We start from the raw sequence: 21171 nt of genomic DNA, 5'->3' as shown, positions 1-21171 counted from the left end.
CCCGCGCGGTTGACGGACCGGGGCATCCCTGGTGTACCAGGCCCGGTCCCGACATGTTGCCGCGGGGTTGTCCTCAACCGAAAAATCGGAAACAACAGCACGTTTCCCTCACGATCCAGCCGAGCCACGAGACGCCAAATGACAACCGAGCCGCTGCCGCCGCGCGAATCCATGGAATTCGACGTTGTCGTCGTCGGCGCCGGTCCCTCCGGCCTGAGCGCGGCCATCCGCCTCAAGGAGCTCAATGCCGATCTCAGCGTGGTGGTGGTGGAGAAGGGCTCCGAGGTCGGCGCTCACATCCTCTCGGGTGCGGTGATCGATCCGGCGGGCCTCGACAAGCTGCTGCCGGCCTGGCGCGAGGACCCGGATTGTCCGCTGAAGACGCAGGTCGTCGATGACCACTTCTACTGGATGACCGGCGCGACCCGGGTGCGGCTGCCGAATTTCCTGATGCCGCCGCTGATGGACAACCATCGCTGCTATATCGGCTCGCTCGGCAATGTCTGCCGCTGGCTCGCCACCAAGGCGGAAGCCCTCGGCGTCGAAATCTATCCCGGCTTCGCCGCCGCCGAGGTCGTCTATGGCGAGCATGGCGAGGTGCGCGGCATCGCCACCGGCGACATGGGCATCGGCCGTGACGGCGAGCCCAAGGCCTCCTTCACCCGCGGCATGGAGCTGCTCGGCAAATATACGCTGTTCGCCGAAGGCGCGCGCGGTTCGCTGTCCAAGCAGCTCATCGCCAAATTCGCCCTCGACGCCAAGAGCGAGCCGCCGAAATTCGGCATCGGCCTCAAGGAGGTCTGGCAGATCGATCCGGCCAGGCACAGGAAGGGCCTGATCCAGCACTCGTTTGGCTGGCCGCTCGACAATTCGACCGGCGGCGGCTCATTCCTCTATCACTATGACGACAACCTGGTCGCGGTCGGCTTCGTCGTCCACCTCAACTACAGCGATCCCTATCTGTCGCCGTTCGATGAATTCCAGCGCTTCAAGACCCATCCCAAGGTCCGCGAGGTGTTCGAGGGCGGCAAGCGCCTCGCCTATGGCGCGCGCGCCATCACCGAGGGCGGCTATCAATCGGTGCCGCGCCTGTCCTTCGCCGGCGGTGTCCTGATCGGCTGCGCCGCGGGCTTCGTCAACGTGCCGCGCATCAAGGGCGTCCACAACGCCATCGGCTCGGGCATGCTCGCCGCCGAGCATATCGCGGCGGCGCTCGCCGCCGGACGCGCCAATGACGAGCTTTCCGAATACGAGAATGCCTGGCGCTCCTCGGCGGTCGGCGCGGATCTCTACAAGGTGCGCAACGTCAAGCCGCTGTGGTCGAAATTCGGCACCCTGCTCGGCGCCAGCCTCGGCGGCATCGACATGTGGACCAATACGTTGTTCGGCTTCTCGCTGTTCGGCACCATGGGCCATGGCAAGCCCGACCGCGCGACGCTCGACCCGGCGCGGCAGCACGCGCCGATCGCCCAGCCCAGGCCGGATGGCAAGCTGACCTTCGACAAGCTGTCCTCGGTGTTCCTGTCCAACACCAATCACGAGGAGGACCAGCCGATCCACCTCAAGGTGGCGGACATGCAGTTGCAGAAGACCTCGGAGCACGACGTCTTCGCCGGACCCTCGAACCGTTACTGCCCGGCCGGGGTCTATGAATGGATGGAGGAGGGCGCCGAGCCCCGCTTCGTGATCAACGCCCAGAACTGCGTCCACTGCAAGACCTGCGACATCAAGGACCCCAACGGCAACATCACCTGGGTTCCTCCCGAGGGCGGCGGCGGACCGAATTACGAAGCAATGTGAGCACGATGCCGCGAGGTGGCGAGGCGCGGCCACGATCCCGCCACACTGCGCGGGCCAAACGGGCCGCGAATCCTTGCGGTTGCGTTGCAAAGGGGCCATTCTCGTGCCTGTGAATGTACCGGCCCGGCGAGCTGCGTCAGTGGCCTCGCATCCCCGAGCGACCGACCCTTGGAGGTCTTCTTGGTGACGCCCTGGGGACCTTGATGCCCCCTTGGGCCCGATCTCCGGGACACCCTTCGAGATATCCGTCCTTGAGATAGGCTTCTTTGAGATTGCCTTCTTTGAGATAGGCTTGGGCAACCGATATGACATCCGCTGGAGCGAGCCGCGCCGTGATCAAGTCCACCCGTTTCAATCGTCTCGCCCTCGTTTTCGCGGCGGGCGTTTCATTCGCGACCCTCTCGCTCGCGCTTGCGGATGCCGCAAAGGCCCAGCCGCAGGAACGTTCGGCGGAGAGCAAGGCGGCGTTTCCCACCAGCCGCGATCTGACGGCCATGACCACGGCGGGCAGCTATCTCGCCGCCCGGCACGCCAGCGTCGAGCGTGATGCCGCCTCGGCCGCCGCCTTTTATCGCTCGGCGCTGCGGGCCGATCCCAAGAACAACGAGTTGCTCGACCGCGCCTTCATTTCCTCGCTCGCCGAGGGCGACATCGACGAGGCGGTGAAGCTCGCCGATCGCATTCTCACCATCGACAAGAACAACCGCGTGGCGCGCCTCGTGGTCGGGGTGAAGGCGCTCAAGCAGAAGCAGTACGGCCTCGCCCAGCAGAACATCGGCCAGTCGGTGCGCGGACCGATCACCGATCTCGTCGCCGCGCTGCTGTCGGGGTGGGCGCAGTTCGGCGCCGGCAACGTCCAGGCCGCCGTCGCCAGCGTCGACAAGCTGCAGGGGCCCGAGTGGTATCCGCTGTTCAAGGACTTCCACACCGGCATGATACTGGACCTCGCCGGCAAGCAGAAGGATGCCGGCGTCCGCCTCGAGCGCGCCTACAAGCTCGACGATTCCGCGCTGCGCGTCGCCCAGGCCTATGCCAACTGGCTGTCGCGCGCCAAGGATCCGGCGGCCGCCGCCGAGGTCTACCAGTCGTTCGACAAGAAGCTCGCCCGTCATCCGCTGGTGATCGATGCCGAGCGCGAATTGAAGGCCGGCAAGAAGCTGCCGCCGCTGGCGGAGTCGCCGCAGGCCGGCGCCGCCGAGGCGCTCTATGGCATCGGCGCCTCGCTGACGCGGCGCGGCGGCGAGGATCTCGCCCTCGTCTATCTGCAGCTCGCGCTCTATCTCGAGCCGCACCATGCGCTGGCGCTGCTCTCGCTCGCCGATCTGTACGAATCGGTGAAGAAGCCGCAGATGGCGATCAAGATCTACGAGCGCGTGCCGGCCAATTCGCCGCTCAAGCGCAATGCGCAGATACAGCTCGCCACCGATCTCGATGCCGCCGACCGCTCGGACGAGGCGATCAATATCCTCAAGGAGACCACTGCCCAGGATCCCAAGGACATCGAGGCGGTGATGGCGCTCGGCAACATCGAGCGCTCGCGCAAGAAGTTCGCCGACTGCGCCAATACCTATTCCCAGGGCATCGACCTGTCGGCCGACAAGCCGAACTGGGTATTCTATTATTTCCGCGGCATCTGCGAGGAGCGCTCCAAGCAGTGGCCGAAGGCCGAGGCCGACCTCAAGAAGGCATTGGAGATGGAGCCGGACCAGGCCCATGTCCTGAACTATCTCGGCTATTCCTGGATCGATCAGGGCCTCAATCTCGACGAGGCGATGAAGATGATCCGTCGCGCCGTCGAGCAGCGCCCCGACGACGGCTACATCGTCGACTCGCTCGGCTGGGCCTATTACCGCACCGGCAATTACGAGGAGGCGGTGAAGAACCTCGAACGCGCCGTCGATCTCAAGCCCGAGGATCCGACCATCAACGACCATCTCGGCGACGCCTACTGGCGCGTCGGCCGCAAGCTCGAAGCCAAATTCCAGTGGGCCCATGCCCGCGATCTCAAGCCCGATCCCGACGAACTGCCCAAGATCGAGGCCAAGGTCCGCGACGGGCTGACCGACGAGCCGCCGTCATCGGCCGCATCGGTGGACAAGAAGTCCGAAGACTCGACCAAGAAGAGCGACGACAAGGGCGGCTGATCGTGAGTACAGGCGGGGGCACCGACGGCACGGCCGGAACGGCGCTGGCCGAGCAGGCGCGGGCCAAGGTCAATCTCACATTGCGCGTGCTCGGCCGCCGGCCGGACGGCTATCACGAACTGGAAAGCGTGGTGGCCTTCGCCGGCGTCGCCGATCGCCTGACGCTGACGCCCGGTGCCAAGGCCGAACTGACCGTGACCGGGCCGCGCGCCGCCGAATGCGGCGCGCTCGACGACAACCTGGTGTTCCGCGCGGCGCGTGCGCTTGGCGCGCGCATCGAAGGGCTGCGCAGCGGCCAATTCACGCTCGACAAGCAGCTTCCCGCCGCGGCCGGCATCGGCGGCGGGTCGGCCGACGCCGCCGCAGCCTTGCGCCTGCTCGCCGCCAGCAACAACATCGCCTTCGACGATCCGCGGATCATGGCGGTGGCGCGGGCCACCGGCGCCGACATCCCGGTCTGCGTCGCCTCCAAGGCCTGCGTCATGACCGGGGTGGGCGAGACCCTGGCGCCGATCACCCTGCCGCCGCTGCCGTGCGTGCTGGTCAATCCCCGCGTGCCGGTGGCGACCAGGGACGTGTTCGCGGAACTGGGGCTCAAGCCTGGCGAATTTCGTGCCGGTCTCAGCGAGGTGCTGGAGGCGGTGGCGTGGCCGGCGCCCGGTGCCGCCGCCGAAGACTGGATCGATGCCCTGGCCGGCGGCAGCAACGATCTCGAGGCGCCGGCGATCCGGGTCCAGCCGGCGATCGCCCAGGTCCTTGCCGTGCTCCGCGCCGCCGAGGGCGTCCGGCTGGCGCGGATGTCCGGTTCCGGCGCCACCTGTTTCGCCATTTTTTCAAGCGAGACTGAGGCTCGCGCGGCAGCGGCCGCGATCGCTGCCGGCCACCCCGGCTGGTGGGTGGAAGCGAGCGTGCTCAACTGAGCTGCGCGGCGTCGCAGGCCGGTCGTCCGTCGACGTCAATATGGAATCGTCCTCGAACCCGATGGTCCGGCGGCTTTGCGCCGGGCTGCCCTGCGAGATCGCCGATGAAGCTCCTGATCCGTTTGTCGCTGTTCCTCGTCATCGCCCTCAGTCCCGCATTCGCCCAGGGACAGGGACCGGCGCAGGCCCAACCCCAGCCGCAGCAGCCTTCGGCGGCGGGGCTCTGGCAGAAGGCCGAGGACGGCAGGCCGGTGATCTGGGTCCTGGTCGTCGACCGAGGCGGCGAATACGAAGGCCTTTTCGCGCGCCTCTTCCCGCGTCCCGGCGAAACGCCAGCGCAGGTCTGCAGCAAGTGCACCGATGATCGCCACAATGCGCCGATGCTCGGTCTGCCCTTCATCCGCGCCATGAAGCGCAACGGCCTCGTCTACGAGAACGGCACCGTGCTCGATCCGCGCGATGGTCAGATCTACCAGGCGATGATGACGGTGAGCCCGGACGGCAAGTCGCTCACCTTGCGCGGCTATGTCGGCATACCCCTGTTCGGGCAGGACGAGGTCTGGACCCGGCTGCCGGACGACGCGCTCAAGCAGGTCGACCCGGCCGTGCTCGCCGCCGTCAAGACGCCCACAACCCGTGGTTCGGGTCTGGCTGCGCCGCCGAACCCGCCGGCCAAGGGCAAGGGGGATCGTCCGCGCTGACGGTGCCTGGTGGCGCTAATGCGACCGTGCCAGACAGAACGCCACCACCTGCTCGAGTGCGGTCTTCATCGGCGAGGTCGGAAACAGCGCCAGGGCGTCCACCGCCATGGCGCCGTAATGGTGAGCGCGGTTGAGGGTGTCTTCCAGCGCGCGGTGCTTGGCCATCAGGCCGACAGCCTGGTCAAGATCGCCGTCGCCGATCTCGCCGCGCTCCAGCGTCCTGATCCAGAAGGCGCGCTCGGCGTCGTTGCCGCGGCGGAAGGCAAGCACCACCGGCAGCGTGATCTTGCCCTCGCGGAAATCGTCGCCGACATTCTTGCCGAGCTTGGCGGCCTTGCCGCCGTAGTCGAGCACGTCATCGACGAGCTGGAAGGCGATGCCGAGATTCATGCCGACCGAGCGGCAGGCGGTCTGCTCGGCCTTGGGCCGGCCGCCGATGACCGGACCGACCTCGCAGGCGGCGGCGAACAGTTCGGCGGTCTTGCCGCGGATCACGGCGAGATATTCGTCCTCGGTGGTGGCGGTGTTCTTGGCCGCGGCGAGCTGGGCCACTTCGCCTTCGGCGATGGTCGCGGCGGCGGCGGAGAGAATGTCGAGGGCGCGCAAGGAGCCGACCTCGACCATCATGCGGAAGGCCTGGCCGAGCAGGAAGTCGCCGACCAGCACGCTGGCCTCGTTGCCCCACACCATGCGGGCGGACAGCTTGCCCCGGCGCAGCTCGCTCTCGTCCACGACGTCGTCGTGGAGCAGCGTCGCGGTATGCATGAATTCCACGGCGGCGGCGAGCTTGATATGGCCGTCGCCACTGTAGCCGGAGAGCTGGGCCATGGCGAGGGTCAGCATCGGCCGCAGCCGCTTGCCGCCGGAAGAGATCAGGTGGTTGGCGACCTCCGGAATCATGGTGACGTCCGAGCCGGTGCGCGACAGGATGGTGCTGTTGACGCGCCCCATGTCGGAGGCGACAAGAGCCACCAGTTCGTCGATCGACGCCGTCGAGGGAGTCTCGAAAGGAACAATCACCGCCACGCCGGGTCTCCAGAATACCGCTAATCCAATATCAGGCCGGAAAGTGCCGCATCGCGGCGAGGGCGTCAAACCCCGCGCCATCAACCACACGACTTGACAGCAGGGGGACGGCGCATCGTGCGGGAATTGCTGCGAACCAACGACCTCGTGCTGGTGTCGGCGGTGGAGGCGCTGCTGGACGGCGCCGGCATCGGCCATCTGTTGCTGGACCAGAATATGAGCGTGATCGAGGGCTCCCTCGGCGTGCTGCCGCGCCGCCTGCTGGTCGGCGATGACGATCTGGCTGCCGCGCAACGGCTACTGACCGAGGCCGGGCTCGGCCATGAATTGCGCCATGACCGCTGACGAGGCCACCACCCGCGACGCCTTTCTCGGCGGCCGGCTGACTCTGCGCCAGCCCCGGCGCGGCCATCGCGCCGGCCATGACGCCGTGCTGCTCGCCGCCGCCACCGTCGCGCGGGCGGACGAGCGGGTGGTCGAATTCGGCGCCGGCATCGGCGCCGCCGCCCTCGCGCTGGCGGTGAGGGTGGGGGGGCTGAATCTCGTGCTGGTGGAGATCGATCCGGCGCTGGCGCGCCTCGCCCGCGACAATGCCGACGCCAATCACATCGCCGCCGACGTCGTCGAACTGGACGTCACCGCGCCCGCCGCTGCATTCCCGCCGGCCCTGTCGCCGGGCAGTGCCGATGCGGTGCTGATGAATCCACCCTTCCACGATTCTCGCCGCCATCAGGCCTCGCCTGACGGCGGGCGTCGTCTCGCCCACCAGGCCGAGGCCGGTGCGCTGCCATTGTGGCTGCGGGCGGCGCGGCGCGTGCTGCGTCCCGGCGGACGGCTGACGCTGATCTGGCGCGCCGATGGTCTCGCCGAGGTCCTGGCCGCGCTGGAGAAAGGTTTCGGGTCGCTGAAGGTGCTGCCGGTGCATGCTGCCGAGGAGGCTGCGGCAATCCGCATCCTGGTGACCGCGGTCAAGGGCGGCCGGGCGCCGCTGATGCTGCTGCCGCCTCTGGTGCTCAATGGCCCTGACGGGCGGCCGCGAAGCCTGACGGAGCAAGTGCTCCGTGCCGGCAAGCCGCTGCCGGGATTTTGACATCCGCCTCACGCGCCCGCGTCGAGGCGGCGGTGAATGTCAAATCCGCTCCGCTCGCTGCCTATTGCGGCAGCGATCCTGGCTGGCTATTGGGCGCGCCGCTCAGGCGGACTGCGGTCAACAGCAGGCCCATAAGCATGATCAGCAGATAGATTTTCATTTCCAACCCTTGCCGGTGGTTCTGGTGGACCCGGAGCCGTTTGGTTAACGAGACCGGATTCATCATCAGCAAGAAGCGTTCCAGGCGTTAAGGTTCGGTTGACGAAAGGCGTCGATGCGGCCGATCGCGGCGGCAGGCGGCAGGCGGCAGGCGGCAGGCGGCAGGCGGCTGCGGCACGAAGGCCCGATGACATCGCCCGCGCCGGTCACTATGTGTCGGGCATGAGTTCATCAGATCCGACTGCTTCCGTGCCGCCAGCGACAGGTCTCGACGGCCTCGCCAGTTCGTTGTGGGAGCGCATCCGCAAGGTGCTGCCCGCCCGCCTCACCGGTCGGCCGGTGGTTCCGGTGGTACGGCTGTCCGGCGTCATCGGCGCCGTCACGCCGCTGCGGCCCGGCCTGACATTGTCCGGCCTTGCCCGCACGCTCGATCGCGCCTTTGCCGTCCGCAATGCGGCGGCGGTGGCGCTGATGATCAATTCACCAGGTGGCTCGCCGGTCCAGTCGCGACAGATCTACCTGCGCATCCGCCAGCTGGCCGCGGAAAAGAAGCTGCCGGTCCTGGTCTTCGTCGAGGATGTCGCCGCCTCGGGTGGCTATATGATTGCCTGCGCCGGCGACGAGATCTATGTCGATCCGTCCTCGATTCTCGGCTCCATCGGCGTGGTCGGCGGCTCCTTCGGACTGGAGGGCCTGATCAAGAAGATCGGGGTCGAGCGGCGGCTCTATACCTCCGGGGAGCACAAGGCGACGCTGGATCCGTTCCTGCCCGAGAACCCGGACGACGTGGCGCGGCTCAAGGCGATCCAGCGCGAGATCCACGACATCTTCATCGGCCTCGTGAAGGACGCGCGCGGCGCCCGCCTCAAGGGCCGCGACGACTACCTCTTCACCGGCGAATACTGGGCCGGCGGCCGCGCCGTCGAACTCGGGCTCGCCGACGCCGTCGGCGACCTGCGCGCGACCTTGCGCGCCCGCTTCGGCGAGGACGTTCAGACGCCGCTGATCGCGGCGTCCGGCGGATTGCTGAGCGGCCTGCTCGGCCGTCGCGGGGCCGGCACCTCGGGATTGGGGCTCGGCGGCGAGCCGATCGCCGATCAGCTCATCTCCGCGCTGGAAACCCGCGCCGTATGGGGACGCTTCGGGTTCTGACGGAGCGGGCGGCGACAGCGTCGCAGCCTCGGCCGCTAGTGCGGTGGATCTGACGCTCGTGTCAGTATTGCAGCGAACTCTTCATACGAGCGTCAGATCCAAAACCGCACTAGAATCATAATCATGCTAGTGTCCCTTTGGTTCTAACGTTCGTAGAAGTGCTCGCTGCGAGGGAATACGAACGTTAGAACCGGGACACTAGCTGTGCCGTTTTCTGCCACAATGGGAACATGGCCTGATGGAACACTTCCGGCCGTCGACCCGAGGATAGACCATGCCACCGCTGATTCTGACCGTCGTCGCCGCGCTTGGCGGTGCCGCTTTGGTGCGCTGGGGCCTGCGTGAGGCCCGGCGGATCAATGACGAACTCGAACGCCTGCGCTCGGCGCAGATGGCGGAAGCCCGCGTCAGCCCGATCCGGCGCCTGCGTCGCGACCCCGCGACCGGCGCCTATCGGCCGGAGTAAGCCGGCTCAGGCCGACGACCTGCGGCCTCCAGACCCTGATGGAAGTCGATAGCAGACGGCACGGCCTGACCTCCGCACAAATCAAATCCGGCCGCGGACAGGGCATTGTCCGACAGCCGGCTATTGCATTGGTCACACTTGGAGGTTGACCGCGGGATCGGTGCCGTCGATCGCGCGCCCGTTCAGGCGTCGACCGGCAGCGGCATCACGCGGATGCTGTCGTCCCGGGTGTCTTCGATGATCATCAGGCCGAGCGACAGCGTGATCAGCAGCGCTGCGACCATTTCGAACATTGTCATTTGACGCTCCGCAGAAAGAAATCCGGACGCGCAACGCAGCATGTCGGCCCGCTCGCATCACCGGCGTGTGCCATTTTCGGCTTGGGCGCCGGCGCGAGCACTTTGGGCCTCGAGCTCCTAACGAACGACCTGCCGGAAAGATCCAATTCGCGGGACGGTTACGGTTCGCTCGAACGAGTGTCGCCAATTTTACGCATCTCGTGGCTGCGGCGGCGCTGCTGCCGCTCGGCGAGCAGCAGGGGCGTCGCGGCGAGCAGGGTCGCGCACAGAACGAGGACCGTGGTCGCGGCCGCAGCGAGCATCGTATCTCCAGTGAGGTCAAGAATACCGGCCGTGACGGCGGGCAGTCGCCCGGGTCGCCCGGCTGGGGAGCTCGCTTTTACCCCCGATCTCGCCGCCGGATTCTCGTACCGGCGCCTTGATTCCCGTTATCCCCGTCGATACGGTCCCGCGCGCCAAATCAAGGTGATCCAATCCTTAAAGTGACCATGGAATCTTTGCCCGACCACATGCGGCCTGAACGCTCGTTTCAGGGATTGATCCTGACGCTGCAGCGCTTCTGGGCGGATCGCGGCTGCGTCATCCTGCAGCCCTATGACATGGAAGTCGGCGCGGGCACGTTTCATCCGGCGACGACATTGCGCGCGCTGGGGCCGAAGCCCTGGAATGCGGCCTTTGTCCAGCCCTCGCGCCGTCCCAAGGACGGCCGCTACGGCGAGAATCCCAATCGCCTGCAGCATTATTACCAGTTCCAGGTGATCCTCAAGCCGTCGCCGCCGGACATCCAGAATCTCTATCTGGAATCGCTCGGCGCGATCGGCGTCGATTCCGCGCTGCACGACATCCGTTTCGTCGAGGACGACTGGGAGAGCCCGACGCTGGGCGCCTGGGGGCTCGGCTGGGAATGCTGGTGCGACGGCATGGAAGTCTCGCAATTCACCTATTTCCAGCAGGTCGCCGGGGTCGAATGCGCGCCGGTCGCGGGCGAGCTCACTTACGGTCTCGAGCGTCTCGCCATGTATGTGCAGGGCGTCGATCGGATCTATGACCTCAACTTCAACGGTCGCCAGGGGGCGGAGAAGGTCACCTATGGCGACATCTTCCTGCAGGCCGAGCAGGAATATTCGCGGCACAATTTCGAACATTCGGACACCGCGATGCTGTTCGAACAGTTCAGGATGGCCGAGGCCGCCTGCCGCAAATATCTCGAGGCCGGCTGGGCCAGCGACAAGAAAGAACGGCACCTGATGGCGCTTCCCGCCTACGACCAGTGCATCAAGGCGAGCCACGTCTTCAACCTGCTCGACGCCCGCGGCATGATCTCGGTGACCGAGCGGCAGAGCTACATCCTGCGCGTGCGCGAACTCGCCAAGGCGTGCGGCGAAGCCTGGATCAAGACCGAAGCGGGCGGAGTGTAAGACGATGCCCGATCTTCTGCTCGAACTCTTTTCCGAGGAAATTCCCGCGCGCATGCAGGCCAAGGCGGCCGACGACCTGCGCCGGATGGTGACCGACAAGCTGGTCGCCGAAGGCCTGGTCTATGAGGGGGCGAAAGCCTTCGCCACGCCGCGCCGCCTTGCGCTCACCGTGCACGGCATTCCGGTGCGTCAGCCGGATCTGAAGGAAGAGCGCAAGGGACCGCGGGTCGGCGGCCCCGAGGCGGCGATCCAGGGCTTCCTGAAATCCGCCGGGCTCGCCTCGCTCGACGAGGCCAAGATCCAGAGTGACCCGAAGAAGGGCGATTTCTACGTCGCCCTGATCGAGAAGCCGGGGCGGCCGGCGCTCGACGTGCTCGCCGAGATCCTGCCGGTGATCATCCGCACCTTCCCCTGGCCCAAGGCGATGCGCTGGGGCGCGGCCTCGGCGAAGCCCGGCGCGCTCACCTGGGTGCGGCCGCTGCATGCCATCGTCGCCACCTTCGGCCCCGACACCGAGGATCCCGATGTGGTGCCGTTCGAGGTCGCCGGCATCAAGGCCGGTCACACCACGTTCGGCCATCGCTTCCTGGCCCAGGGCGCCATCAATGTGCGCCGCTTCGCCGATTACGAGGCGAAGCTCGAGACGGCGAAAGTCGTGCTCGATCCGCAGCGCCGCAAGGACATCATCCTCGCCGATGCGCGCCATCTCGCCTTCGCCCAGGGGCTCGAACTGGTCGAGGATCAGGGCCTGCTCGAGGAGGTCGCCGGCCTCGTCGAATGGCCGGTGGTGCTGATGGGTTCGTTCGATCCGTCCTTCCTCGCCATTCCGGACGAAGTGATCCGCGCCACCATCCGCAACAACCAGAAGTGCTTCGTGGTGCGCGATCCGAAGACCGGCAAGCTCGCGCCGAAATTCATCCTGATCGCCAATATCGAGGCGACCGACGGCGGCAAGGCCATCGTCGCCGGCAACCAGCGGGTGATCCGCGCCCGGCTGTCCGACGCCAAATTCTTCTACGAGACCGACCTCAAGACGCGCCTCGACGACCGCCTGCCGAAGTTCGACCAGATCGTGTTTCACGAGAAGCTCGGCACCCAGGCGGCGCGGATCAGCCGCATCGAGACGCTCGCCGCCGATCTCGCGCCGCGCATCAAGGCCGACGCCGGCCTGGTGGCGCGCGCGGCGCGGCTCGCCAAGGCCGATCTGCTCACCGAGGTGGTCGGCGAATTCCCCGAGGTCCAGGGCCTGATGGGGCGCTATTACGCCGAGGCGCAGGGCGAGGACGCCCGCGTCGCCAAGGCGATCGAGGATCACTACAAGCCGCAGGGGCCGTCCGATCGCGTGCCGGACGATCCGGTGGCGATCACCGTGGCGCTCGCCGACAAGCTCGACGTCCTGGTCGGCTTCTGGGCGATCGACGAGAAGCCCACCGGCTCCAAGGATCCGTATGCGCTGCGTCGCGCGGCATTGGGTGTCATCCGTCTCGTGGTGGAGAATAATCTGCGGCTGCCGCTCGGCGCCGTCATCGCCACCGCCGCCGCCGGATTGCAGGCGAGGCACGCCGATCCGGTTGCGCTCGGCCGGGACCTGCTCGCCTTCTTCGCCGATCGCCTCAAGGTCCAGCTTCGCGAACAGGGCGCGCGTCACGATCTCGTCGACGCGGTGTTCGCGCTCGAGGGCCAGGACGAGCTGTTGCTGATCGTCCGTCGCGTCGAGGCGCTGGGCAAGTTTCTCGACACCGAGGACGGCAGGAACCTGCTGGCCGGCACCAAGCGCGCCGCCAACATCCTGCGCATCGAGGAGAAGAAGGACGGCACGCGATTCGACGGCGCGCCGGACGCTTCGCTCTATCGCCAGGACGAGGAGAAGGCGCTCGCCGCCGCCATCGCTGAGGTCGGCGCCGCGGCCGCGGCGGCCGTCGCCAAGGAGGATTTCGCCGGCGCCATGACCGAAATGGCGAAGCTGCGTCCCGCCGTCGATGCCTTCTTCGACAAGGTGAAGGTCAACGACGACGATTCGCTGGTGCGGGCCAATCGCCTCAGGCTGCTCAACCAGATCCGCGTCGCCACCCGCGCCGTGGCGGATTTCTCCAGGATTCAGGATTAAGCCCATGGCCGACGAGGCGACGCTCGCCGCCTACGACAGCGCGGCGGCGTCGTTCGCCGACGACTGGCACGGCCAGCCGCCGCCCTCCGATCTCCATGCGGTTGTCGATCGCTTCTTCCGGCCGGGCACGAGCGTCGCCGACATCGGCTGCGGCTCGGGGCGTGAGGTCGGCTGGCTCGCGGCGCGCGGCTATGTCGCGCAGGGCTTCGATGCCTCGCGGGGGCTGCTGGCGGAAGCCCGCCGCCGCTATCCGACGCTGACATTCGCTCATGCCGATCTGCCGGCGCTCGATGGCATCGCGCCTGCGAGCTTCGACAGTGTGTTGTGCGAGACCGTGATCATGCATCTCGATCGCGGCCGGATCGCCGCTGCGGTGCGACGGCTGATCGACATCGTCCGGCCGGGGGGCGTGCTCTATCTGAGCTGGCGGGTGACGAAAGGCGCCGACCAGCGTGACGGCCACGGCCGCCTCTACGCCGCCTTCGACGCCGCCGAAGTGCGTTGTGGACTCGACGGCGCCAGATTGCTGCTGGACGAGGAGGTGGTGAGCGCCTCCTCGGGCAAGGTCATTCATCGCATCGTCGCCGAGAAGCGGGGCAACGCCGACTGACGCGACGATACGCTGCCATGCCGGTGTGTGCGTCACCGCGCGGCTAGTGTGGCGTCTCGCAATTGCCTACCGCCTTCGCGGCAACCCTCTCGTAGGCAATTGCGAGACATAAGCCACACTAGCACTTTGATTTTGCTAGTGTCCCTATGTCTCCGAATTACCGTGCGAGTGCGAGGCAAACGTAGCGGTAATTCGGAGACAGGACACTAGTGTGGCGGCTCGCAATTGCCTACCGCCTTTGCGGCAACCCTCTCGTAGGCAATTGCGAGACATAAGCCACACTAGCACTTTGATTTTGCTAGTGTCCCTATGTCTCCGAATGACCGTGCGAGTGCGAGGCAAACGTAGCGGTAATTCGGAGACAGGACACTAGTGTGGCGTCTCGCAATTGCCTACCGCCTTTGCGGCAACCCTCTCGTAGGCAATTGCGAGACATAAGCCACACTAGCACTTTGATTTTGCTAGTGTCCCTATGTCTCCGAATGACCGTGCGAGTGCGAGGCAAACGTAGCGGTAATTCGGAGACAGGACACTAGAGCAGGCTCCGAGCGATGTGAATCGAATCAGGATTCCCGAATCGGCTGACATCTGATTCATGATTCCTGCCGCAGAATGGAGGCGGCTGGAATGGCGCTTTCCGACGATCTTCGCAAACGAGTGGTGGAGGCTGTCGTCTCGGGCGGGCTGTCGCGCAATGCGGCGGCGAAGCGTTTCGAAGTCAGCATTGCGAGCGCCGTGCGCTGGGTCAAGCAATTCGAGACGACGGGAGAAATGTCGCCGAAGTCGACTGGAGGCGATCGCCGCTCCGGCCGCATCGAAGCCCATCACGGCTACCTGATGGGGCTGATCCGGCGCACGCCGGACGTCACCCTGCTGGAGATCCAGGAACGTCTGATCAGGAATTGTGGCGAGCATTTTTCGAGTTCCGTGCTGTGGCGCTTCTTCGACCGTCATGGCGTCACGTTTAAAAAAAGACCGCACACGCCTCGGAGCAGCAGCGGCCGGACGTCCTGAAGCAACGCCTCGAATGGTTCGAGCGACAGCTCGATCTCGATCCCGAGAAGCTCGTCTTCATCGACGAAACGGGCGCCTCGACCAATTTGGCGCGCAAAGGTGGGCGTTGCCGGCGCGGACGGCGGTTGCGCGTCGGCGTGCCGCACGGCCATTACAAGACGGTCACGCTCGTCGCCGGCATCCGCCTTCGCGGGCTCGTGGCGGCGAAGACCTATGATCGTCCGATCACCGCCGCCCTGTTCGAGGACTGGGTGGAACACTGCCTCGTTCCTACCCTCACGAAAGGCGACGTTGTCGTCATGGACAATCTGTCCGCCCACAAGGGGCCGCGGGTCAAGGAGTTGATCGAGGCCGCGGGCGCCGAGCTGCTCTACCTCCCGCCCTATAGCCCCGACATGAACCCGATCGAGAAGGCGTTTTCCAAGCTGAAAGCGCATTTGCGCAAAATCGCCGAGCGAACCGTCGCCGCCCTGATGCGCGCCCTCGAAACCTGCGCCGACATCTTCAAGCCCGCCCAATGCGCAAACTACTTCGCCGCATGCGGATATGATCCACCTTGATCGGAGTCTGCTCTAGTGTGGCGTCTCGCAATTGCCTACCGCCTTTGCGGCCAGTCTCTCTTAGGCAATTGCGAGACATATCCCGTGCCGCGCGTGATGTTCCTGGCGCGGAGGTGACTTCATCGCGGCGTTTTGTGGGCGTCGGAACCAATTGGCTGTGGGAAACCGCGGGCGAGGCGGCAGCGCCGTCGATTGTCACAGGTCAGGCGATAAACTCCGGCGCGATTCGGTCCAGCCTCTCGGGCCTGCCTCACTGGAGTTCTTCATGGTCCTCACCAGCGCGCATATTCCGGCCTTCGTCGCCCTGATCGCGGGCGTCCTCATCCTCGTGATGCCGCGGCTGCTCAATTTCATCGTCGCCATCTACCTGATCTTCACCGGCCTGGTCGGTCTCGGCGTGCTCAGGGCGCTGCACTTTTGAAGGTGCGAAAGCCGTTCGCATCAGGCGCTTAGCCCTTTAGTCGTGCCTTCGCCGGGGCGGCGCGGCTTGCGTGGCGGCGCAAAAAAGTGTTGTAAGGCCCCTGCTGATTGTCCCTCCCGTTGACGCTTGGAAGCCATGGCCAAAGCTGCATCAAAGACGAAATCCGCCCCAGCAAAATCAAGGACATCCGCCGCTCCGGCGCGGGCCAAGGCCGCGGCCAAGACCGCCGGCAGGGCCCCGGCGAAGGCTGCCGCCAAGGCCGCCAAGAAGGCGGCCAAGCGGGCCGTGAAGACCGCGGCCAAGCCGGCCGGCCGGCCGGCGGCCCGGGCCATTGCCAAGCCTGCGGCACGCCCGGCCAAGCCTGCGGCACGCGCGGCCAAGCCCGCGGCGCGCCCGGCCAAGTCGGTGGCGAAGGCCACGAAGTCGGTGGCGAAGGCCACCAAGGCCGGCGGCAAGCCGGTGGTGGCGAAGGCCGCCGCGGCGCCCAAGGCCGGCAAGTGGGTCTACACCTTCGGCGACGGCAAGGCCGAGGGCTCTTCGGGAATGCGCAACCTGCTCGGCGGCAAGGGCGCCAATCTCGCCGAAATGGCCAATCTGGGCCTGCCGGTGCCCCCGGGCTTCACCATCCCCACCGCGGTCTGCACGTATTTTTACGCCAACGACAAGAGCTATCCCAAGGAGCTCAGGTCGCAGGTCGAGGCGGCGCTGGCGCGCGTCAGCAAGATCACCGGCAAGGGCTTCGGCGACACCACCAATCCGCTCCTGGTCTCGGTGCGCTCCGGCGCCCGGGCGTCGATGCCGGGCATGATGGACACGGTGCTCAATCTCGGCCTCAACGACGAGACGGTGGAGGCGCTGGCCGCGCGCTCCGGCGATCGGCGTTTCGCCTATGACAGCTATCGCCGTTTCATCACGATGTATTCCGATGTGGTGCTCGGCTTCGAGCACCATCACTTCGAGGAGATCCTCGACGCGTTCAAGGACTACAAGGGCTACAGCCTCGACACTGACCTCACCGCCGACGACTGGATCGAGGTGGTCGGCCGCTACAAGGACGCGGTGGCCCGCGAGACCGGCCAGGACTTCCCGCAGGATCCCCATGCTCAGCTGTGGGGCGCCATCGGCGCGGTGTTCTCGTCCTGGATGAATGCCCGCGCGGTGACCTACCGCCGTCTGCACGACATCCCCGAATCCTGGGGCACCGCGGTCAATGTCCAGGCCATGGTGTTCGGCAACATGGGCGACACCTCCGCCACCGGCGTCGCCTTCACCCGCAATCCCTCGACCGGCGAACGCAAGCTCTACGGCGAATTCCTGATCAATGCCCAGGGCGAGGACGTCGTCGCCGGCATCCGCACGCCGCAGGACATCACCGAGGACGCCCGCAAGGAGTCCGGCTCCGACAAGCCGTCGATGGAAACGGCGATGCCGCAGGCATTCGCCGAGCTGACGCGGATCTACAAGCAGCTCGAGAAGCACTACCGTGACATGCAGGATATGGAATTCACGGTGGAGCAGGGCAAGCTGTGGATGCTGCAGACCCGCAACGGCAAGCGCACCGCGCGCGCCGCGCTGCGCATCGCCGTCGAGCTCGCCAACGAAGGGCTGATCAACCGCAAGGACGCGGTGTTGCGCGTCGACCCGGCCTCGCTCGATCAGCTGCTGCATCCGACCATCGACCCCGAGGCCAAGCGCGACGTCATCGCCACCGGCCTGCCGGCTTCGCCCGGTGCGGCCGCCGGCGAGATCGTGTTCTCCTCCGACGAGGCGGCCAAGCTCCAGGCCGAGGGCCGCAAGGTCATCCTGGTGCGCATCGAGACCAGCCCCGAGGACATTCACGGCATGCACGCCGCCGAAGGCATCCTCACCACCCGCGGCGGCATGACCTCGCACGCGGCGGTGGTGGCGCGCGGCATGGGCAAGCCCTGCGTCTCCGGCTGCGGCGCGATCCGCGTCGATTACGGCCGCGGCACCATGAGCGTGGGCGGCCGCACCTTCAACGCCGGCGACGTCATCACCATCGACGGCGCCCAGGGCCAGGTCCTGGCCGGCCGCATGCCGATGATCGAGCCTGAGCTCTCCGGCGAGTTCGGCACGCTGATGAGCTGGGCCGACGAGGTGCGCCGGCTCAAGGTCCGCGCCAACGCCGATACGCCGGCGGACGCGCGCACCGCCATCAAGTTCGGCACCGAGGGCATCGGCCTGTGCCGCACCGAGCACATGTTCTTCGAGGAGACCCGCATCCGCACGGTGCGCGAGATGATCCTCGCCGAGGACGAGCAGGCACGGCGCGCGGCCCTGGCGAAGCTGCTGCCGATGCAGCGCGCCGACTTCGTCGATCTGTTCGAGATCATGAAGGGGCTGCCGGTCACCATCCGCCTGCTCGATCCGCCGCTGCACGAGTTCCTGCCGCACACCCAGGCGGAGATCGAGGAAGTGGCGCGGGTGATGGGCGCCGATCCGCGCCGGCTCGCCGATCGCGTGCGCGAGCTGTCGGAGTTCAATCCGATGCTGGGCTTCCGCGGCTGCCGTCTCGCCATCGCCTATCCGGAGATCGCGGAGATGCAGGCGCGCGCCATCTTCGAGGCGGCGGGCGTCGCCGGCAAGCGCACCGGCGAGGTCGTCAACGTCGAGGTGATGGTGCCGCTGATCGCCACCAAGGCCGAGTTCGACCTGATCAAGGCCCGCATCGACGCCACCGCCCAGGCGGTGGCGCGCGAGAGCGGCGCCAAGCTGCAGTACCAGGTCGGCACCATGATCGAACTGCCGCGCGCCTGCCTGATGGCCGGCGAGATCGCGCAGGCCGCCGAATTCTTCTCCTTCGGCACCAACGATCTGACCCAGACCACCTTCGGCATCAGCCGCGACGACGCCGCGAGCTTCCTCGGCACCTACATGGCCCGCGGCATCCTCGACAGCGATCCGTTCATCTCGATCGACCAGGAAGGCGTCGGCCAGCTGGTGAAGATCGGCGTCGAGCGCGGCCGCAAGACCCGCGCCGGCCTGAAGATGGGCATCTGCGGCGAGCATGGCGGCGATCCGGCGTCGGTCGCCTTCTGCCACGAGGTCGGTCTCGACTACGTGTCGTGCTCGCCCTATCGCGTGCCGATCGCCCGTCTCGCCGCCGCGCAGGCGGCGCTCGGCAAGGCCGCGGCGAGCCAGGCGTAAGCCTTCGATCGAAGAAGCCGCTTATCGAATGAAATAAGGAGTCGCCCGCCTCGCGCGGGCGATTTTTTGTATGCGTGCAGTGGCCCGGCGGCGCCGGCGCTAGTGTCCCGTCTCCGAATTACCGCTACGTTTGCCTCGCGCTCGCACGGTAATTCGGAGACATAGGGACACTAGCAAAATCAAAAAGCTAGTGTGGTTTTGGATCTGACGCTCGTTTGAAGAACTCGCTCCAATGCTGAAACGAGCGTCAGATCCACCACACTTGCGCATGATGAGGGCCGTTGCGCTGCGAATTTGCCTTTCGTCAACCATCGCCGTTGACGCGGTCTTCACCATTCGCGTCGACGCCCGATTCACCACGATCCGCGAAAGCGGAACCGCGACGATGGCGCCGCTTGCCTGTTGCAGCGCTGCATCGCGGATTAACTCCCTCGCAACTTTAATCCGATACGAATGAAATCGATCGATTTGCTCCGAAAGGACGTGCCGATCGGCGTAAGCGTTGCGTGAGCGTATCAATGACTGTGTTGCGTAACGAGCCGAGGGGTGCGCGCTTTGCACCCTTCGGCCTCAGCCTCTGTCTGTTCGCGATGCTGCCCAGCGAGATCGGCTATCAGGATCTCGCGGCGCTGCTCGCGCGTCAGCCCGGCGTCGCGCAACGCTCGATGCAGCATCTCGCCACCACCTTCACCACCATCAAGGTTGCGGCGTTCAGCTTCCCGCGTCCGATCGGAACCTCCATTCCCCTCGCGCCGGCCTATCGTCTGGCGAGCCTCGACAGCGAAGGCAGCGGCATCACCGGCGCCATTACCCGCGGCCCGTTCGGCGACGAGGCGCGGGCGCTGCGTCCGTCCGATTTCCCGGTCGTCGATCGAACGTCAAAGGGCGACCGCCTGCCGCTTTACGTCGAGCCGGCGCCGGACGCCGCGACGTCGGCCGAGCAGCCCGCGACTTCGCCGATCGCGGGCGCCAAATCCGCCGACGCCGCCACGCTCGAGCCGCTCGACGAGGAGTTGCAGAACGCGCTGCAGGCTCCGCCGCTGCCGCAATACGATGTCGCGCTGTCGCTGGAATCCCATCCGGCGGCCGCCGCCAAGCAGGCCGCGGTTGCCGCCGAGGCGGCCGAGCCCGCCGACGGATTCTCGATGAAGACGGCAAGCCTTTATTTCGGCAACGGCGCCATGGGCGCCGCCTCGGGCGGGCTGGAGCGCTGGCAACCGGGCGAGGAGCCGATCGTGGTGATGCCCGGCGCTCCGGCCGATGGCGATCTCAAGGCCAATGCCGGCAAGTCCGAGCGGCCCGGCGACGCCAAGGAGGGCGAGAGCATCGCCGGCAAGGGCCAGGTCAGCGAGCAGCCGAAGCGCCAGAAGACCCCGGCGGAGCGCCTCGGCCTCGACGTCAAGGCGCGCGCCAAGGCGGAGAAGTGCCTGGCCGAAGCGGTCTATTTTGAAGCGCGCGGCGAGGCGGTGCGCGGCCAGATCGCCGTCGCGCAGGTGGTGATGAACCGGGTGTTTTCGGGGTTCTATCCGACGACCGTGTGTGGCGTCGTCTACCAGAACAAGAACCGTCATCTCGCCTGCCAGTTCACCTTCGCCTGCGACGACGTCGCCGACGTGGTGCGCGAGCCCGACATGTGGCTGCGGGCCAAGAAGATCGCCAAGGCGACCCTCGACGGCCAGCTCTGGCTGCCGGAAGTCGCCAAGTCGACCCATTACCACGCCTATTGGGTGCGGCCGTCCTGGGTCCACGAGATGAGGAAGATGTATCGCACCGGCGTTCATACCTTCTATCGGCCGCGGGCCTGGGGCGACGGCAGCGATGCGCCGAGCTGGAGTAATCCCGCCGAAACCGCCGCAATTTCCGCCAAGCTCTGAGCAAGCCCGCCAGATCTGCATCGCTGCAATGCCGCCGATCCCTTCGCAACGCGGCAAGGCCCGGCTATATTCATGCAATCGCATCTTTTGCCGCCGCGGCGAGGGCGGCCGGTGTCCCGAATCCGAAGCTCGCTTCGTTCGCAGCGTTCCTTGAGCGAGCTTCGGATTCGAAAGGACACCAGAAATCTAGATTCTCGTGTGGTTTGGTTCAGAAATTCCCTTTGAGGACTCGCTGCGGGAAT

General features: G+C 66.5%; 18 protein-coding genes. 15 read left to right on the top strand and 3 right to left on the bottom strand.

The features are described from left to right. The first annotated feature begins 138 nt into the window (after positions 1-138). The 4 genes from DB459_RS01790 to DB459_RS01775 all read left to right on the top strand — a co-directional run bounded on the left by DB459_RS01790 (position 139) and on the right by DB459_RS01775 (position 5565). A complete protein-coding gene (locus DB459_RS01790) occupies positions 139-1800 on the top strand; it encodes an electron transfer flavoprotein-ubiquinone oxidoreductase (RefSeq protein ID WP_253711220.1) in 1662 nt (553 codons plus the stop codon). A 332-nt stretch (positions 1801-2132) separates the two neighbouring features. Continuing rightward, positions 2133-3944, top strand: coding sequence for a tetratricopeptide repeat protein (locus DB459_RS01785; protein WP_371926846.1), 1812 nt, complete (start codon positions 2133-2135; stop codon positions 3942-3944). 2 nt (positions 3945-3946) lie between these two features. Beyond that, positions 3947-4864, top strand: coding sequence for a 4-(cytidine 5'-diphospho)-2-C-methyl-D-erythritol kinase (locus tag DB459_RS01780; RefSeq protein ID WP_253711219.1), 918 nt, complete (start codon positions 3947-3949; stop codon positions 4862-4864). Positions 4865-4968: 104 nt separating this feature from the next. Further along, positions 4969-5565 carry a DUF2147 domain-containing protein gene (locus DB459_RS01775; protein WP_253711218.1) on the top strand — a complete coding sequence of 199 codons (597 nt, stop codon included), beginning with the start codon at positions 4969-4971 and terminating at the stop codon, positions 5563-5565. A gap of 15 nt (positions 5566-5580) precedes the next feature. Here DB459_RS01775 and DB459_RS01770 read toward each other — a convergent pair whose 3' ends face one another. After that, on the bottom strand, positions 5581-6591 hold the full coding sequence (locus DB459_RS01770; RefSeq protein ID WP_253711217.1) for a polyprenyl synthetase family protein: 1011 nt from the start codon (positions 6589-6591) through the stop codon (positions 5581-5583). A gap of 117 nt (positions 6592-6708) precedes the next feature. On the opposite strand from DB459_RS01770, the gene DB459_RS01765 reads away from it, so the two are divergent. Both DB459_RS01765 and DB459_RS01760 read left to right on the top strand, forming a co-directional pair. After that, positions 6709-6936, top strand: a complete 228-nt coding sequence (locus tag DB459_RS01765) for a DUF2007 domain-containing protein (RefSeq protein WP_253711215.1) — start codon at positions 6709-6711, stop codon at positions 6934-6936. Further along, a complete protein-coding gene (locus tag DB459_RS01760) occupies positions 6926-7681 on the top strand; it encodes a tRNA1(Val) (adenine(37)-N6)-methyltransferase (RefSeq protein WP_253711213.1) in 756 nt (251 codons plus the stop codon). The genes DB459_RS01765 and DB459_RS01760 overlap by 11 nt, the downstream gene beginning before the upstream one ends. Before the next feature lie 61 nt (positions 7682-7742). Here the strand turns inward: DB459_RS01760 and DB459_RS01755 are convergent, their stop codons facing one another. Further along, positions 7743-7913 carry a hypothetical protein gene (locus tag DB459_RS01755; protein WP_253711212.1) on the bottom strand — a complete coding sequence of 57 codons (171 nt, stop codon included), beginning with the start codon at positions 7911-7913 and terminating at the stop codon, positions 7743-7745. Positions 7914-8140: 227 nt separating this feature from the next. On the opposite strand from DB459_RS01755, the gene DB459_RS01750 reads away from it, so the two are divergent. After that, the gene (locus DB459_RS01750) at positions 8141-8992 is read left to right on the top strand and encodes a S49 family peptidase (protein ID WP_253713731.1); all 852 of its coding nucleotides are present in this window, start codon (positions 8141-8143) and stop codon (positions 8990-8992) included. Between the two features lie 274 nt (positions 8993-9266). Next, positions 9267-9458 (top strand): hypothetical protein, encoded by a 192-nt coding sequence (locus tag DB459_RS01745; RefSeq protein WP_253711210.1) that lies wholly within the window; start codon positions 9267-9269, stop codon positions 9456-9458. 457 nt (positions 9459-9915) lie between these two features. Here the strand turns inward: DB459_RS01745 and DB459_RS01740 are convergent, their stop codons facing one another. Then, on the bottom strand, positions 9916-10059 hold the full coding sequence (locus DB459_RS01740) for a hypothetical protein (protein WP_253711208.1): 144 nt from the start codon (positions 10057-10059) through the stop codon (positions 9916-9918). Positions 10060-10266: 207 nt separating this feature from the next. Here DB459_RS01740 and DB459_RS01735 point away from each other — a divergent pair, with 207 nt between their 5' ends. The 7 genes from DB459_RS01735 (at position 10267) to DB459_RS01705 (ending at position 20929) form a co-directional block, all read left to right on the top strand. Beyond that, on the top strand, positions 10267-11175 hold the full coding sequence (locus DB459_RS01735; RefSeq protein ID WP_253713730.1) for a glycine--tRNA ligase subunit alpha: 909 nt from the start codon (positions 10267-10269) through the stop codon (positions 11173-11175). A gap of 4 nt (positions 11176-11179) precedes the next feature. After that, positions 11180-13282, top strand: a complete 2103-nt coding sequence (gene glyS / locus DB459_RS01730; RefSeq protein WP_253711206.1) for a glycine--tRNA ligase subunit beta — start codon at positions 11180-11182, stop codon at positions 13280-13282. Between the two features lie 4 nt (positions 13283-13286). Beyond that, on the top strand, positions 13287-13892 hold the full coding sequence (locus tag DB459_RS01725) for a bifunctional 2-polyprenyl-6-hydroxyphenol methylase/3-demethylubiquinol 3-O-methyltransferase UbiG (protein WP_253711204.1): 606 nt from the start codon (positions 13287-13289) through the stop codon (positions 13890-13892). Between the two features lie 627 nt (positions 13893-14519). After that, positions 14520-15466 (top strand): IS630 family transposase gene (locus tag DB459_RS01720; RefSeq protein ID WP_253706756.1). Its coding sequence is split into 2 segments (ribosomal slippage): positions 14520-14859 and positions 14859-15466, totalling 948 coding nucleotides; the frame shifts between segments, so codons are not numbered across the junction. Positions 15467-15731: 265 nt separating this feature from the next. Then, the gene (locus DB459_RS01715) at positions 15732-15887 is read left to right on the top strand and encodes a DUF3096 domain-containing protein (RefSeq protein ID WP_253711202.1); all 156 of its coding nucleotides are present in this window, start codon (positions 15732-15734) and stop codon (positions 15885-15887) included. Positions 15888-16022: 135 nt separating this feature from the next. Further along, positions 16023-19055, top strand: coding sequence for a pyruvate, phosphate dikinase (ppdK, locus tag DB459_RS01710; protein WP_253711200.1), 3033 nt, complete (start codon positions 16023-16025; stop codon positions 19053-19055). Positions 19056-19573: 518 nt separating this feature from the next. Beyond that, positions 19574-20929 (top strand): cell wall hydrolase, encoded by a 1356-nt coding sequence (locus DB459_RS01705; protein ID WP_253711198.1) that lies wholly within the window; start codon positions 19574-19576, stop codon positions 20927-20929. The last annotated feature ends 242 nt before the right edge of the window (positions 20930-21171 follow it).

It is taken from the genome of Bradyrhizobium sp. WD16 (assembly GCF_024181725.1).
Taxonomy (GTDB): Bacteria; Pseudomonadota; Alphaproteobacteria; order Rhizobiales; family Xanthobacteraceae; genus Bradyrhizobium_A.
This window is presented reverse-complemented; position numbering and strand designations above follow the sequence as displayed.